A 13,145-nucleotide genomic window follows, 5' to 3' on the forward strand; every position below is an offset into this window, starting at 1 on the left:
GCACGACACCGGTGGAGGAGTTCTGGGCGCCGATGAACTGGCCGCCGCCGATGTAGATCGCCACGTGGTACGCGCTGCCGGCGCTGCCCCAGTAGAGGATGTCGCCGGGCTGGAGGTTGCTCAGCGAGACCTGGGTGCCGGAGGTGGACTGCGGCTGGGAGGTGCGGGGGAGGGAGACGCCGGCCGAGGCGTACGCCGCCTGCACCAGGCTGGAGCAGTCCCAGGCGTCGGGGCCGGTGGCGCCCATGACATAGGCGTCGCCGAGCTGGGCCTGGGCGAAGGAGACGACCGCAGCGGCGCTGCCGCTGGGGGCGGGGGCCGGCGCGGGGGCGGATTCGGTGGCCGCGGGCGCGGAGGCGGCGGCCAGGGTGCTGCGCTCGGCGGAGCGGGAGGCGGCTTCCTCGGCCTCGCGCTCGGCGGCGGCTTCCTCGGCCGCGCGGCGGGCGGCCTCGGCGGCGGCCTCGGCCGCGGCCTCCTCCTCGGCGCGCTGTTCGGCGGCGGCCTGCTGGGCGGTGCTGAAGGCGCGCTGCTCGGCGCGCTGGTGCTGCTGACGCAGGCCGGACAGGTCGGCGTACGTCTCGGTGGCCCGGGCCGCCTGGCTGACGGAGGCGGAGAGGACCTCGTTCAGAGCGCGCAGCTCCGCGGTCGTCTCCACCGGGTCCTCGGCCGCGTTGGCGGGCGTGGCGGCCCCGGTGACGGCGACGGTGCCGACCACGCCGGAGAGGACTCCGCCGCGTATCAGAGTGCTGGCACGGGACGGCTTGCGGTGCCGGCCTCGGTAACGGATTGGGGACATGGACATCATCCGTACCAGTGATGTCCGGTTGTTCTCAATTGTTGTGGCGTGCGCCACAGGTGCGATAAACGGCGTTTGGAATGGGTAGCTTGGTCCCTTTTGCTCCCTGGGGCGGGCGCTCGTCCGGCGGTTGGCGCGGTGCGCGTGTGCTGGGCGTTGTCCGGAATGCCCCATTGGCTAGCACGCGGCGGGTCCGCGGGCAATCTGTCGGAGTGTCAGCCGGGAGCCGCCGTGGCGCACGTCACGACCACCACTGGTCGTACGCCAGGCGCACCACCAGCGCCGTCACGACCACGAGCAGGACGGCGCGGACGAAGCCGCTGCCCCTGCGCACCGCCATGTGAGCGCCGATCCAGCCGCCCGCCATGTTGAACACCGCCATGCCCGCCGCCAGTTTCCACAGCACGGTGCCGGTCGCGCCGAACACCAGCAGGGCGCCCAGGTTTGTGCCGACGTTCACGACCTTGGCGGTGGCGGACGCGGTGAGCATGTCCAGATGGAGGATCGCCACCAGGGATATGACCAGGAAGGTGCCGGTTCCCGGGCCGATCAGACCGTCGTAGAAGGCGACCGCGACCCCGGCCACGGCGAGGGCCAGCAGGCGGCGCCGGCGGGTGACATCACGCCCGGTGGCCTGGGCGCCGAAGCGCGGTTTCCGGACGACGAACACGGCCACGCCGAGCAGGACGACCATGATCAGCGGCTGCAGGATCTCCTTGTCGACCGCGGATGCGAACAGTGCGCCGCCGCCGGCCGACAGCACGGCGAGGCCGCCGAGCCGGGCCGCGAGGGCACGGTCGACGGGGGTTTTCCGCGCGTAGGTGACGGCCGCGATCGACGTACCGGTGATCGCCACGGCCTTGTTGGTGCCGAGCGCGTACGCCGGGGCGAGGTGCGGGAAGCCGATGAGCAGGGCGGGGAGCAGCAGCAGACCTCCGCCGCCCACGACCGCGTCGATCCAGCCCGCGAGGGCGGCGGCGAGGCAGAGCAGGACGACGGTGGTCAGGGATATGTCAGGCACCGCTCGCCATATACCAGATACCCATTCCTGCTGCGAATTTGCTTGTACTGACCATGCAGTGGTAAAGGCGGCGGCTGGTTGTCACGGCCCACTACTTCCGGATTTGGCGGTCCGTATCGGGTTCGTCGCGTTGTGTGTCAGTGGGGTGGCATACCTTGGGTTCGTCGCGTTCGTCGGGTGGGAGAGATCACAAACTTCGTCGGTGCCCCAGTGTCGAAGGTCACAGGGCCCGGGCTTAGGATGCTCACCAGCCTTGTGAACTGACTCACATAGATCTGATCTTCATCGCTAGCAGTCGCCGTTGACTGGAAGGAGCGAGGTGCGGTGAACGCGTACGTTCCCATCCTCGTACTGGGGGCCCTCGGGGCGGGCTTCGTCGTGATGTCCCTGGTGCTCGCATCGATCGTCGGTCCCAAGCGCTACAACCGGGCCAAGTTGTCCGCGTACGAGTGCGGCGTGGAGCCGACCCCGCAGCCCGCCGGTGGTGGTCGCTTCCCGGTGAAGTACTACCTGACGGCGATGCTCTTCATCATCTTCGACATCGAGATCGTCTTTCTTTATCCCTGGGCCGTGCACTTCGACGCCCTGGGGATGTTCGGGCTCGCGCAGATGGCCGTCTTCGTCGGCCTCATCGGTGTCGCCTACGCCTATGACTGGCGCCGGGGAGGACTCGAATGGGACTGACCTAGCCGGCGGAAGCAGCCGCGCGCCTGATACATGACAAACCCAGGAAGGGCGTTCCCATGGGTCTCGAAGACAAAATTCCCAGTGGATTCCTGCTGAGCACCGTCGAGCAGCTGGCCGGGCTGTCGCGGAAGTCGTCGGTCTTCCCGGCCACCTTCGGTCTGGCCTGCTGTGCGATCGAGATGATGACCACCGGGGCCGGGCGCTACGACCTGGCCCGTTTCGGTATGGAGGTCTTCCGCGGCTCCCCGCGGCAGGCGGACCTGATGATCGTGGCCGGGCGGGTCAGCCAGAAGATGGCGCCCGTGCTGCGGCAGGTCTACGACCAGATGCCCAACCCCAAGTGGGTCATCTCCATGGGGGTGTGCGCGTCCTCGGGCGGGATGTTCAACAACTACGCGATCGTGCAGGGCGTCGACCACGTGGTGCCGGTCGACATCTACCTCCCCGGCTGCCCGCCCCGGCCCGAGATGCTGATGGACGCGATCCTCAAGCTGCACCAGAAGATCCGCGAGGAGAAGCTCGGCGTCAACCGCGAGCAGGCCGCCCGGGAAGCGGAGGAAGCCGCGCTGAAGGCCCTTCCCACCATCGAGATGAAGGGGCTGCTGCGGTGAGTGACGACAGCGAGCGGGCCGGCGGAGTCCCGGCACCCCGCGGGAACACCGGGGAGACCATCGCCCGGCGCCGCGGCATGTTCGGCGCCAACAACGGCGGCGACACCTCCGGATACGGCGGGCTGCAGCGCACCGTCCGTATGCCCGGCGCCTCCTCCCGGCCCTACGGCGGCTACTTCGACGAGGTCGCCGACGAACTGGAGGGCGCCCTGGAGGAACAGGGCGTCGACCCGGAGACCGCCATCGAGAAGACCGTCGTGGACCGCGACGAGCTGACCTTCCACATCGCGCGCGCCTATCTGCCCCAGGTGGCCCGCATCCTGCGCGACGATCCCGCGCTGCGGTTCGAGCTGTGCACCGGGGTGAGCGGGGTGCACAACCCCGCCGACACCGGCCGGGAACTGCACGCCGTCTACCACCTGCGCTCGATCACCCACAGCCGGCTGATCCGGCTGGAGGTCTCCGTCCCCGACGCCGACCCGCACATCCCGTCCGTCGTGGACATCTATCCGACCAACGACTGGCACGAGCGCGAGACGTTCGACTTCTTCGGCATCGTCTTCGACGGCCACCCCGCGCTCACCCGGATCATGATGCCCGACGACTGGCAGGGCTTCCCGCAGCGCAAGGACTACCCGCTCGGCGGCATCCCCGTCGAGTACAAGGGCGCCCAGATTCCGGCTCCCGACCAGCGGAGGTCGTACAGCTGATGTCCACATCCCACACCACCGGGACCACGCCCCGGGCGACGGCGTCGGCCGGGGCCCGGGAAACCACCGAGGGGACCGTCTACACCGTCAGCGGCGGCGACTGGGACGAGATCGCCGAGACGGTGAGCCGCCGCTCCGACGACGAGCGGATCATCGTCAACATGGGCCCCCAGCACCCGTCCACCCACGGGGTGCTGCGGCTGATCCTGGAGATCGACGGCGAGACCGTCACCGAGGCGCGGGCCGGCATCGGCTACCTGCACACCGGGATCGAGAAGAACCTCGAATACCGCACCTGGACGCAGGGCACCACCTTCGTCACGCGGATGGACTACCTCACCCCCTTCTACAACGAGGCCGCCTACTGCCTCGGGGTCGAGAAGCTCCTCGGCATCACCGACGACATCCCGGACCGCGCCACCGTCATCCGGGTCCTCCTCATGGAGCTGAACCGGCTCTCCTCCCACCTGGTGGCCATCGCCACCGGCGGCATGGAGCTGGGCGCCACCACGGTCATGATCTACGGCTTCCGGGACCGCGAGCACTGCCTGGACATCTTCGAGCTGATCACCGGCCTGCGGATGAACAGCGCCTACATCCGCCCCGGCGGCCTCGCCCAGGACCTGCCGCCCGGCGCCATCGACCAGCTGCGGGACTTCATCCGCAAGATGAAGAAGAACCTGCCCGAGTACGACAAGCTCTGCACCGGCAACCCGGTCTTCAAGGCCCGGCTGACCGACGTCGGCTACCTCGACCTCGCCGGCTGCCTCGCCCTCGGCGCCACCGGCCCCGTGCTGCGCTCCGCCGGACTGCCCCACGACCTGCGCAAGTCCGACCCGTACTGCGGGTACGAGACCTACGACTTCGAGGTGCCGACCACCGACACCTGCGACTCCATGGGCCGCTTCCTGCTGCGCCTTGAGGAGATGCACCAGTCGCTGCGGATCATGGAGCAGTGCATCGACCGGCTGGAGCCGGGCCCGGTCATGGTCGGCGACAAGAAGATCGCCTGGCCCGCGCAGCTCGCCCTCGGCCCCGACGGGCTCGGCAACTCGCTCGACCACATCCGCACCATCATGGGCACCTCCATGGAAGCCCTCATCCACCACTTCAAGCTGGTGACCGAGGGCTTCCGGGTCCCGCCCGGCCAGGTGTACACGGCCGTCGAGTCCCCCAAGGGCGAACTCGGCGTCCACATGGTCAGCGACGGCGGCACCCGCCCCTACCGGGTCCACTTCCGCGACCCGTCCTTCACCAACCTCCAGGCGATGGCCGCGATGTGCGAGGGCGGCATGGTCGCCGACGTCATCGTCGCGGTCGCCTCCATCGACCCCGTGATGGGAGGAGTCGACCGATGACGGACGTCCAGCTGGGGATGCCCCAGCTCCCGCCGCCCGCCTACCCGGACGAGGTACGCGAGCGGCTGACCGCGGACGCGCGCGAGATCATCGGCCGCTACCCCGACTCCCGCTCCGCGCTGCTGCCGCTGCTGCACCTCGTGCAGTCGGAGGAGGGGTACGTCACCCGCACCGGCATCGGCTTCTGCGCCGACGTCCTCGGGCTGACCACCGCCGAAGTGACGGCCGTGGCCACCTTCTACTCCATGTACCGGCGCAAGCCCTCCGGCGACTACCAGGTCGGGGTGTGCACCAACACGCTGTGCGCGGTGCTCGGCGGCGACGCCATCTTCGCCGCCCTCCAGGAGCACCTGGAGCTGGGCAACGGCGAGACCACCGAGGACGGCAAGGTCACCCTCGAACACATCGAGTGCAACGCGGCCTGCGACTACGCCCCCGTGGTGATGATCAACTGGGAGTTCTTCGACAACCAGACGATCGAGTCCGCCAAGCGCCTCGTCGACGACCTGCGGGCCGGCCGCAAGGTCGTCCCCACCCGCGGCGCGCCCCTGTGCGACTTCAAGAAGACCGCCCGCACCCTGGCCGGCTTCCCGGACGAGCGCCCCGGCGCCACCGCCGCCGGCGGCAGCGCCGGCCCCGCCTCGCTGGCCGGACTGCGGCTGGCCAAGGGCGAGTCCGGCCCCGGCCGGGTGGTCACCCAGCGCGGCGCCGACCGGCCGGCCGGCGAGCAGCCGGCCGAGCACCCAAGTTCGCACGACGCGCCCCAGCAGACATCGGCCTCCGACCCGCACCACCCCGCCGGGCCGGCCGCCGAGGAGGGGGAGTGATGATCGTGAGCACCGACGACACCGCACGCAACGGCGGCCCGGAGAAGCTGCTCACCCCGGTGCTGTCCGCCTTCTGGGACCAGCCCGAATCCTGGACCCTGGACACCTACCGGGCCCACGGCGGCTACCGGGGCCTGCGCAAGGCGCTGGACATGGAGCCCGACGACGTCATCGCCTACGTCAAGGACTCCGGACTCCGGGGAAGGGGCGGCGCCGGCTTCCCCACCGGCATGAAGTGGCAGTTCATCCCGCAGGGCGACGGCAAGCCGCACTACCTCGTCGTCAACGCCGACGAGTCCGAGCCGGGCACCTGCAAGGACATCCCGCTGCTCTACGCCAACCCGCACTCCCTCATCGAGGGCATCGTCATCGCCTGCCACGCGATCCGCTCCGCGCACGCCTTCATCTACCTGCGCGGCGAAGTGGTGCCCGTGCTGCGGCGGCTGCACGCCGCGGTGGCCGAGGCGTACGCCGCCGGGTTCCTCGGCAAGGACGCCCTCGGCCCCGGCAAGGACCTCCAGGTGACCGTGCACGCCGGGGCCGGCGCGTACATCTGCGGCGAGGAGACCGCGCTGCTCGACTCGCTGGAGGGCCGGCGCGGACAGCCCAGGCTGCGCCCGCCGTTCCCCGCGATCGCCGGTCTGTACGCCAGCCCCACCGTGGTCAACAACGTGGAGTCCATCGCCTCGGTGCCCGCGATCATCGACCGCGGCAAGGACTGGTTCAAGTCCATGGGCAGCGAGAAGTCCCCCGGCTTCACGCTCTACTCCCTCTCCGGCCACGTGGCCCGCCCCGGCCAGTACGAGGCGCCGCTGGGCATCACCCTGCGGGAGCTGCTGGAACTGAGCGGCGGGATGCGCCCCGGCCACCGGCTGAAGTTCTGGACCCCGGGCGGCTCCTCCACGCCGATGTTCACCGACGAGCACCTCGACGTCCCCCTCGACTACGAGGGCGTCGGCGCCGCCGGGTCGATGCTCGGCACCAAGGCGCTCCAGTGCTTCGACGAGACGACCTGCGTGGTGCGGGCCGTCACCCGCTGGACCGAGTTCTACGCGCACGAGTCCTGCGGCAAGTGCACCCCGTGCCGCGAGGGCACGTACTGGCTGGTGCAGCTGCTGCGCGACATCGAGGCGGGCAAGGGCCGGCCGGACGATCTCGACAAGCTCGCGGACATCGCCGACAACATCAACGGCAAGTCCTTCTGCGCCCTCGGGGACGGAGCGGCCTCGCCGATCTTCTCCTCCCTGAAGTACTTCCGCGCGGAGTACGAACAGCACATCACCGGGCGCGGCTGCCCCTTCGATCCCGCCAAGTCCACCGTCTGGGCGGACGACGACTCGAACGCATCAGTGGAGGTGAAGGCATGACGGTCACCACCGACGCCAAGAACGGTGGTGGGCAGGCCGCCCGGCCGGCGCAGGAGGACCTGGTCTCCCTCACGATCGACGGCATCGCGCTCTCCGTGCCCAAGGGCACCCTGGTGATCCGCGCCGCCGAGCAACTGGGCATCGAGATCCCCCGGTTCTGCGACCACCCGGCGCTCGACCCGGCCGGCGCCTGCCGGCAGTGCATCGTCGAGGTCGAGGGCCAGCGCAAGCCGATGGCCTCCTGCACCATCACCTGCACCGAGGGCATGGTCGTCAAGACCCAGCTCTCCTCGCCCGTCGCCGAGAAGGCGCAGCGCGGCGTGATGGAGCTGCTGCTCATCAACCACCCGCTGGACTGCCCCGTCTGCGACAAGGGCGGCGAATGCCCCCTGCAGAACCAGGCGATGACCACCGGGGCGGCCGAGAGCCGGTTCGAGGGCCGCAAGCGGACCTTCGAGAAGCCGGTGCCGATCTCCACCCAGGTGCTGCTCGACCGGGAGCGGTGCGTCCTGTGCGCCCGCTGCACCCGCTTCTCCAACCAGATCGCCGGTGACCCCATCATCGAGATGGTGGACCGGGGCGCCCTCCAGCAGGTCGGGATCGGCGAAGGGGACCCGTTCGAGTCCTACTTCTCCGGCAACACCATCCAGATCTGCCCGGTCGGCGCGCTCACCTCGGCCGCCTACCGCTTCCGCTCCCGCCCCTTCGACCTGGTCTCCTCGCCCGGCGTGTGCGAGCACTGCGCCGGCGGCTGCGGCATCCGCACCGACCACCGGCGCGGCAAGGTCATGCGGCGGCTCGCCGAGGAGAACCCCGAGGTCAACGAGGAGTGGATCTGCGACAAGGGCCGGTTCGCGTTCCGGTACGCCCAGCAGCGTGACCGGCTGACGACGCCGCTGGTGCGGGACGCCGACAGCGGCGAACTCGTCCCGGCGAGCTGGCCGGAGGCCCTGGAGGCCGCCGCCCGCGGGCTGACCGCGGGCCGGGAGCGGGGCGCCGCCGTGCTCACCGGCGGCCGCGGCACCGTCGAGGACGCCTACGCCTACGCCAAGTTCGCCCGGGTAGCGCTGCACACCCACGACATCGACTTCCGGGCCCGGGTGCACAGCCAGGAGGAGGCCGCGTTCCTCGCCTCCCAGGTCGCCGGACACGGCGTGGACCTGGACGGCACACAGGGGCTGACCTTCCGCGCGCTGGAGGCCGCGCCCGCCGTGCTGCTGGTGGGATTCGAGTCGGAGGAGGAGGCGCCCAGCGTCTTCCTGCGGCTGCGCAAGGCGCACCGCAAGCGCGGGGCGCGGGTCTTCTCGCTGGCCTCCCACATCACCCCGGGCCTGGCGAAGGCCGGCGGCACCCTGCTGCCGGCCGCGCCGGGCACCGAGACGGGCTGGCTGGAGGCGCTGGCGAGCGGCAGCGGGCTCGGCCCGGACGGCCGCGCGGCGCGCGAGGCCATCGCGGCCGACGGCGCGCTGATCGTGGTCGGCGAGCGGCTGGCCGCCGTCCCCGGCGGGTACACCGCCGCGGTGGCGCTGGCCGGATCCAGCGGCGCCCGGCTGGTGTGGATCCCGCGCCGCGCCGGTGAGCGCGGCGCCATCGAGGTGGGCGCGCTGCCCGGGCTGCTGCCCGGCGGCCGGCCGGCCGACGACCCGCGGGCGCGCCGGGAGATCGCCGCCGCCTGGGGCGTGGCCGCGCTGCCCGAGCGCGCGGGCCGCGACACCGGGCAGATCATCGAGGCCGCGGCGGCCGGCGAGATCGGCGCCCTGGTGGTCGGCGGGGTCGAGGTCGCGGACCTGCCCGACCCGGCGCTGGCCCGCCGGGCCCTGGACACGGTGGCGGACACCGGCTTCCTGGTGTCGCTCGAACTGCGCCCGTCCGAGGTCACCGACCGCGCCCATGTAGTGCTGCCGGTGGCGGCCGTGGTGGAGAAGGGCGGCACCTTCCTCAACTGGGAGGGCCGGGCCCGTCCGTTCGAGGCCGCCGTGAAGCCCGACCAGATGACGCGGCGCCTGGTGCAGACCGACGCCCGCGCGCTGAACATGCTGGCGGACGCCATGGACGTCCACCTCGGGCTGCCCGATCTGCCCACCATCCGGGCCGAGATCGACGGCCTGGAGCCGTGGACGGGCGATCTGCCGCTGGGCCCGACCGCCACCCCGGTGGAGCTGCCGAGCCCCGAGCCGGGCGAGGCGGTGCTGGCCGGACACCGGATGCTGCTCGACCAGGGCCTGCTGCAGCAGGGGGACGAGGCGCTGGCCGGCACCCGGCACGCCACCGTCGCCCGGCTGTCCCCGGCCACCGCCGAGGAGGCCGGAGTCGCCGACGGTGAGCCGCTGACCGTCACCGGGCCCGCCGGTTCCGTGGTGCTGCCGCTGGCCGTCACCGCGGAGATGCCGGACCGGGTGGTATGGCTGCCGCTCAACTCGCTGGGCGGCGGCGCCTACTCCGACCTCGGTGCCGTGCCCGGCGCCGTGGTCACCATCGGTGCGACGGTCGCCGAGGAGGTGAACGCCTGATGCGTACGACCACCCTCGCCCAGGAGGCGGATCTGTCGATGTTCGGCGGAGACCCCTTCTGGCTGATCCTGCTCAAGGCGGTGTTCTGCTTCGCCTTCCTGCTGCTGACGGTGCTGATCTGCATCGTCATGGAGCGCAAGGTGCTCGGCTGGATGCAGCTGCGGATCGGCCCCAACCGGCACGGTCCGTGGGGCATGCTCCAGTCGCTGTTCGACGGCATCAAGCTGATGCTGAAGGAGGACATCGTCGTCAAGGGCGCCGACAAGGTGCTCTTCATCCTCGCCCCCGCCCTGGCGACGATCCCCGCCTTCATGGCCGTGGCGGTCATCCCGTTCGGCCCCGCCGACAACCCGGTGAGCATCTTCGGCACCCGCACCGCGCTCCAGCTCACCGATCTGCCGGTGGCGCTGCTGCTGGTGCTGGCCACCGCCGCGATCACCGTGTACGGCACGGTGCTGGCCGGCTGGTCCTCCAACTCCACCTATCCGCTGCTCGGCGGGGTGCGGGCCACGGCGCAGGTCATCTCCTACGAGGTGGCCATGGGCCTCAGCTTCGCCGCCGTCTTCCTCTACTCCGGGACGATGTCCACCTCGGGCATCGTGGACGCGCAGAGCGACCGCTGGTTCCTGGTGCTGCTGCCGGTGTCCTTCCTGATCTACACGGTCGCGATGGTCGGCGAGTCGCACCGGCTGCCGTTCGACATGCCGGAGTCCGAGGGCGACCTGGTCGGCGGCTATCTCACCGAGTACTCGTCCATCAAGTTCGCGTTCTTCATGATGTCCGAGTACATCCACATGGTCATCGTGTCCATGCTGATGGTCACCCTCTTCCTGGGCGGCTGGCGGGCCCCGGCGCCGCTGAGCTTCTGGGAGGGCGCCAACTCCGGCTGGTGGCCGATGCTGTGGTTCACCCTCAAGATGCTGGCGGTCATCTTCCTCTTTGTCTGGGCCCGGGCCTCGCTGCCCCGGGTGCGCTACGACCAGCTGATGAAGCTCGGCTGGAAGGTGCTGATCCCGGTCGCGCTGGTCTGGCTGATGCTGGTCGCCACCGTGCGGGCCATGCAGAACGAGGGCTACGGCTTCCGCGACATCGTCCTGTGGGTGGTCGGCGGCGTGATCGTCCTGCTGCTCGTCTCCTTCGTCGTGGACATCTTCCGCGACCGCGCCGACGAACGCCGCGCCGCGGAGGAGGCGGACCGCCCGGAGGAGCCGTTCGATCCCATGGCGGGCGGATTCCCCGTACCGCCGCTGCCGGGGCAGACGCTGCCGCCGGTGCCCCGACGGCCGTCGCGCGGACCCACGGCGGGCGTCGCGGCGCATGCCGACACCGCCGATACCGACGAGGGAACCCAAGGAAAGGAGGGCGACGGTGCCTGAGTTCCGGAATCCCGTGGGCGGCTTCGGCGTGACCTTCAAGGCCATGTTCAAGAAGCGCCTCACCGAGCAGTACCCCGAGGAGAAGAAGCCCACCGCGCCGCGCTTCCACGGCCGGCACCAGCTCAACCGTCACCCCGACGGTCTGGAGAAGTGCATCGGCTGCGAGCTGTGCGCCTGGGCCTGTCCGGCCGACGCCATCTACGTGGAGGGCGCCGACAACACCGAGGAGGAGCGCTACTCCCCGGGTGAGCGGTACGGCCGCGTCTACCAGATCAACTATCTGCGCTGCATCCTGTGCGGCCTGTGCGTCGAGGCGTGCCCCACCCGGGCGCTCACCATGACGAACGAGTACGAGCTGGCCGACCGCACCCGCGCCTCCCTGATCTACACCAAGGAGGAGCTGCTGGCCGGGCTCCAGGACGGCATGGTCGACTCGCCGCACGCCCTCTACCCCGGCGCCGACGAGCAGACGTACTACCGGGGCGAGGTGAAGGCCGCCGCGCCCGGGACCGTCCGGCAGGTGGCCCGCTCCAAGGGGGAGCCGGGCGAGGACGACATCACCGTCGACGCCCTCTCAGAAGCCGGCAAGCTGCCCGACCCGGCCGCCGACGCCCCCGGCGCCGGCGGCGGTTCGGGGGTGCCGGCATGAACGCGCTGAGCACCATGGGCACCCTGGCCGCCGAGACCTCCACCTCCACCGGGGAGTCCGTGCAGTTCTGGATCCTCGCCCCGATCGCGGTGGCCGGGGGCCTGGGCACGGTGCTGATGCGGCGCGCGGTGTACTCCGCGCTCTGCCTGGCCAGCACCATGATCATCCTGGCGCTGTTCTACCTCGCCAACGGCGCCTACTTCCTCGGCGTGGTGCAGATCGTCGTCTACACCGGCGCCGTGATGATGCTGTTCCTGTTCGTCCTGATGCTGGTGGGGGTGAGCGCCGCCGACTCCCTGAAGGAGACGCTCAAGGGGCAGCGCTGGCTGGCCGCCCTGCTCGGCCTGGGCCTCGGCACCCTGCTGATCGCCGGGATCGGGCAGGCGGCGGGCGGCTCGTTCACCGGGCTCGGCCAGGCCAACGCGGGCGGCAACGTCCAGGGCCTCGCGTCGCTGCTGTTCACCCGCTACGTGGTGGCCTTCGAGGTGACCGGCATCCTGCTGACCATCGCGGCCGTGGGCGCCACCATGCTCACCCACCGCGAGCGCGTCGAACGCATCAGGTCGCAGCGCGAGCAGTCGGTGGACCGCATCAAGAACGGCACCCACGTCCCGCCGCTGCCCGCGCCGGGCGTGTACGCGCGGCACAACGGCGTGGACATCCCCGGCCTGCTGCCCGACGGCACGCCCTCGGAGCTGAGCGTCAACGCCACCCTGCGCGGCCGGGGCCAGATCCGCGAGGTGCACCGCGAGGCGCTGCGCGATCTGACCGCCCTGGAACAGCGCACCGCCACCTACCACGGGCAGCGGCGGCAGCACGGCATCGGCGGTGACGTGAACGGCAACGGCGACGGCAACGGCAACGGCACGAGCGTGGCCGCGGTCAACGGCACCACCACGAACGGCGAAGAGTCCGGGGAGGAGAACCGGTGAGCCCGGACAACTACCTGTATCTGGCGGCGCTGCTGTTCACCCTCGGCGCCTGCGGGGTGCTGCTGCGGCGGAACGCCATCGTCGTGTTCATGTGCATCGAGCTGATGCTGAACGCCGCCAACCTCGCGCTGGTCGCCTTCTCCCGGATGCACGGCAACCTCGACGGCCAGATCATGGCGTTCTTCGTCATGGTCGTCGCCGCCGCCGAGGTCGTGGTGGGGCTGGCGATCATCGTGATGCTGTACCGCTCCCGCCACTCGGCCTCGGTCGACGACGCCTCACTGATGAAGCTGTAAGGGGT

13 protein-coding genes are annotated in these 13,145 nt (G+C 70.8%); 11 read left to right on the forward strand and 2 right to left on the reverse strand.

Going from position 1 to position 13,145, the window contains the following annotated elements:
- Together ACFV5N_RS04690 and ACFV5N_RS04695 are read right to left on the reverse strand one after the other, a co-directional pair.
- Nucleotides 1-796: C40 family peptidase (locus tag ACFV5N_RS04690; RefSeq protein ID WP_385594017.1), on the reverse strand; the 796-nt coding region annotated here is incomplete at its 3' end.
- Between the two features lie 241 nt (nt 797-1,037).
- Nucleotides 1,038-1,817 (reverse strand): sulfite exporter TauE/SafE family protein, encoded by a 780-nt coding sequence (locus tag ACFV5N_RS04695; protein ID WP_385594020.1) that lies wholly within the window; start codon nt 1,815-1,817, stop codon nt 1,038-1,040.
- Nucleotides 1,818-2,141: 324 nt separating this feature from the next.
- Here ACFV5N_RS04695 and ACFV5N_RS04700 point away from each other — a divergent pair, with 324 nt between their 5' ends.
- From ACFV5N_RS04700 to nuoK, 11 genes are read left to right on the forward strand one after another with little or no spacing between them, the layout of a single operon-like run.
- Complete coding sequence (locus tag ACFV5N_RS04700) at nt 2,142-2,501, forward strand: NADH-quinone oxidoreductase subunit A (RefSeq protein ID WP_030736578.1); 360 nt, start codon at nt 2,142-2,144, stop codon at nt 2,499-2,501.
- 59 nt (nt 2,502-2,560) lie between these two features.
- Nucleotides 2,561-3,115 (forward strand): NuoB/complex I 20 kDa subunit family protein, encoded by a 555-nt coding sequence (locus ACFV5N_RS04705; RefSeq protein ID WP_385594024.1) that lies wholly within the window; start codon nt 2,561-2,563, stop codon nt 3,113-3,115.
- The gene (locus tag ACFV5N_RS04710; RefSeq protein WP_385594027.1) at nt 3,112-3,825 is read left to right on the forward strand and encodes an NADH-quinone oxidoreductase subunit C; all 714 of its coding nucleotides are present in this window, start codon (nt 3,112-3,114) and stop codon (nt 3,823-3,825) included. The genes ACFV5N_RS04705 and ACFV5N_RS04710 overlap by 4 nt, the downstream gene beginning before the upstream one ends.
- The gene (locus ACFV5N_RS04715) at nt 3,825-5,183 is read left to right on the forward strand and encodes an NADH-quinone oxidoreductase subunit D (RefSeq protein ID WP_385594030.1); all 1,359 of its coding nucleotides are present in this window, start codon (nt 3,825-3,827) and stop codon (nt 5,181-5,183) included. Before ACFV5N_RS04710 ends, ACFV5N_RS04715 begins: the two co-directional genes overlap by 1 nt.
- Nucleotides 5,180-6,010: an NADH-quinone oxidoreductase subunit NuoE gene (nuoE, locus tag ACFV5N_RS04720; RefSeq protein WP_385594032.1), complete on the forward strand. Its 831-nt coding sequence runs from the start codon at nt 5,180-5,182 to the stop codon at nt 6,008-6,010. The genes ACFV5N_RS04715 and nuoE overlap by 4 nt, the downstream gene beginning before the upstream one ends.
- Nucleotides 6,010-7,377, forward strand: a complete 1,368-nt coding sequence (nuoF, locus tag ACFV5N_RS04725) for an NADH-quinone oxidoreductase subunit NuoF (protein ID WP_385594036.1) — start codon at nt 6,010-6,012, stop codon at nt 7,375-7,377. The genes nuoE and nuoF overlap by 1 nt, the downstream gene beginning before the upstream one ends.
- Nucleotides 7,374-9,887 carry an NADH-quinone oxidoreductase subunit G gene (locus ACFV5N_RS04730; protein ID WP_385594039.1) on the forward strand — a complete coding sequence of 838 codons (2,514 nt, stop codon included), beginning with the start codon at nt 7,374-7,376 and terminating at the stop codon, nt 9,885-9,887. The genes nuoF and ACFV5N_RS04730 overlap by 4 nt, the downstream gene beginning before the upstream one ends.
- A complete protein-coding gene (gene nuoH / locus ACFV5N_RS04735) occupies nt 9,887-11,263 on the forward strand; it encodes an NADH-quinone oxidoreductase subunit NuoH (RefSeq protein WP_385594042.1) in 1,377 nt (458 codons plus the stop codon). Before ACFV5N_RS04730 ends, nuoH begins: the two co-directional genes overlap by 1 nt.
- Nucleotides 11,205-11,912, forward strand: coding sequence for an NADH-quinone oxidoreductase subunit NuoI (nuoI, locus tag ACFV5N_RS04740; protein WP_385594045.1), 708 nt, complete (start codon nt 11,205-11,207; stop codon nt 11,910-11,912). Before nuoH ends, nuoI begins: the two co-directional genes overlap by 59 nt.
- Nucleotides 11,909-12,844 carry an NADH-quinone oxidoreductase subunit J gene (locus tag ACFV5N_RS04745; protein WP_385594048.1) on the forward strand — a complete coding sequence of 312 codons (936 nt, stop codon included), beginning with the start codon at nt 11,909-11,911 and terminating at the stop codon, nt 12,842-12,844. Before nuoI ends, ACFV5N_RS04745 begins: the two co-directional genes overlap by 4 nt.
- Nucleotides 12,841-13,140, forward strand: coding sequence for an NADH-quinone oxidoreductase subunit NuoK (gene nuoK / locus ACFV5N_RS04750; protein ID WP_385594051.1), 300 nt, complete (start codon nt 12,841-12,843; stop codon nt 13,138-13,140). The genes ACFV5N_RS04745 and nuoK overlap by 4 nt, the downstream gene beginning before the upstream one ends.
- The last annotated feature ends 5 nt before the right edge of the window (nt 13,141-13,145 follow it).

The sequence above is a fragment of the Streptomyces sp. NPDC059853 genome, assembly GCF_042731495.1.
GTDB lineage: Bacteria > Actinomycetota > Actinomycetes > Streptomycetales > Streptomycetaceae > Streptomyces.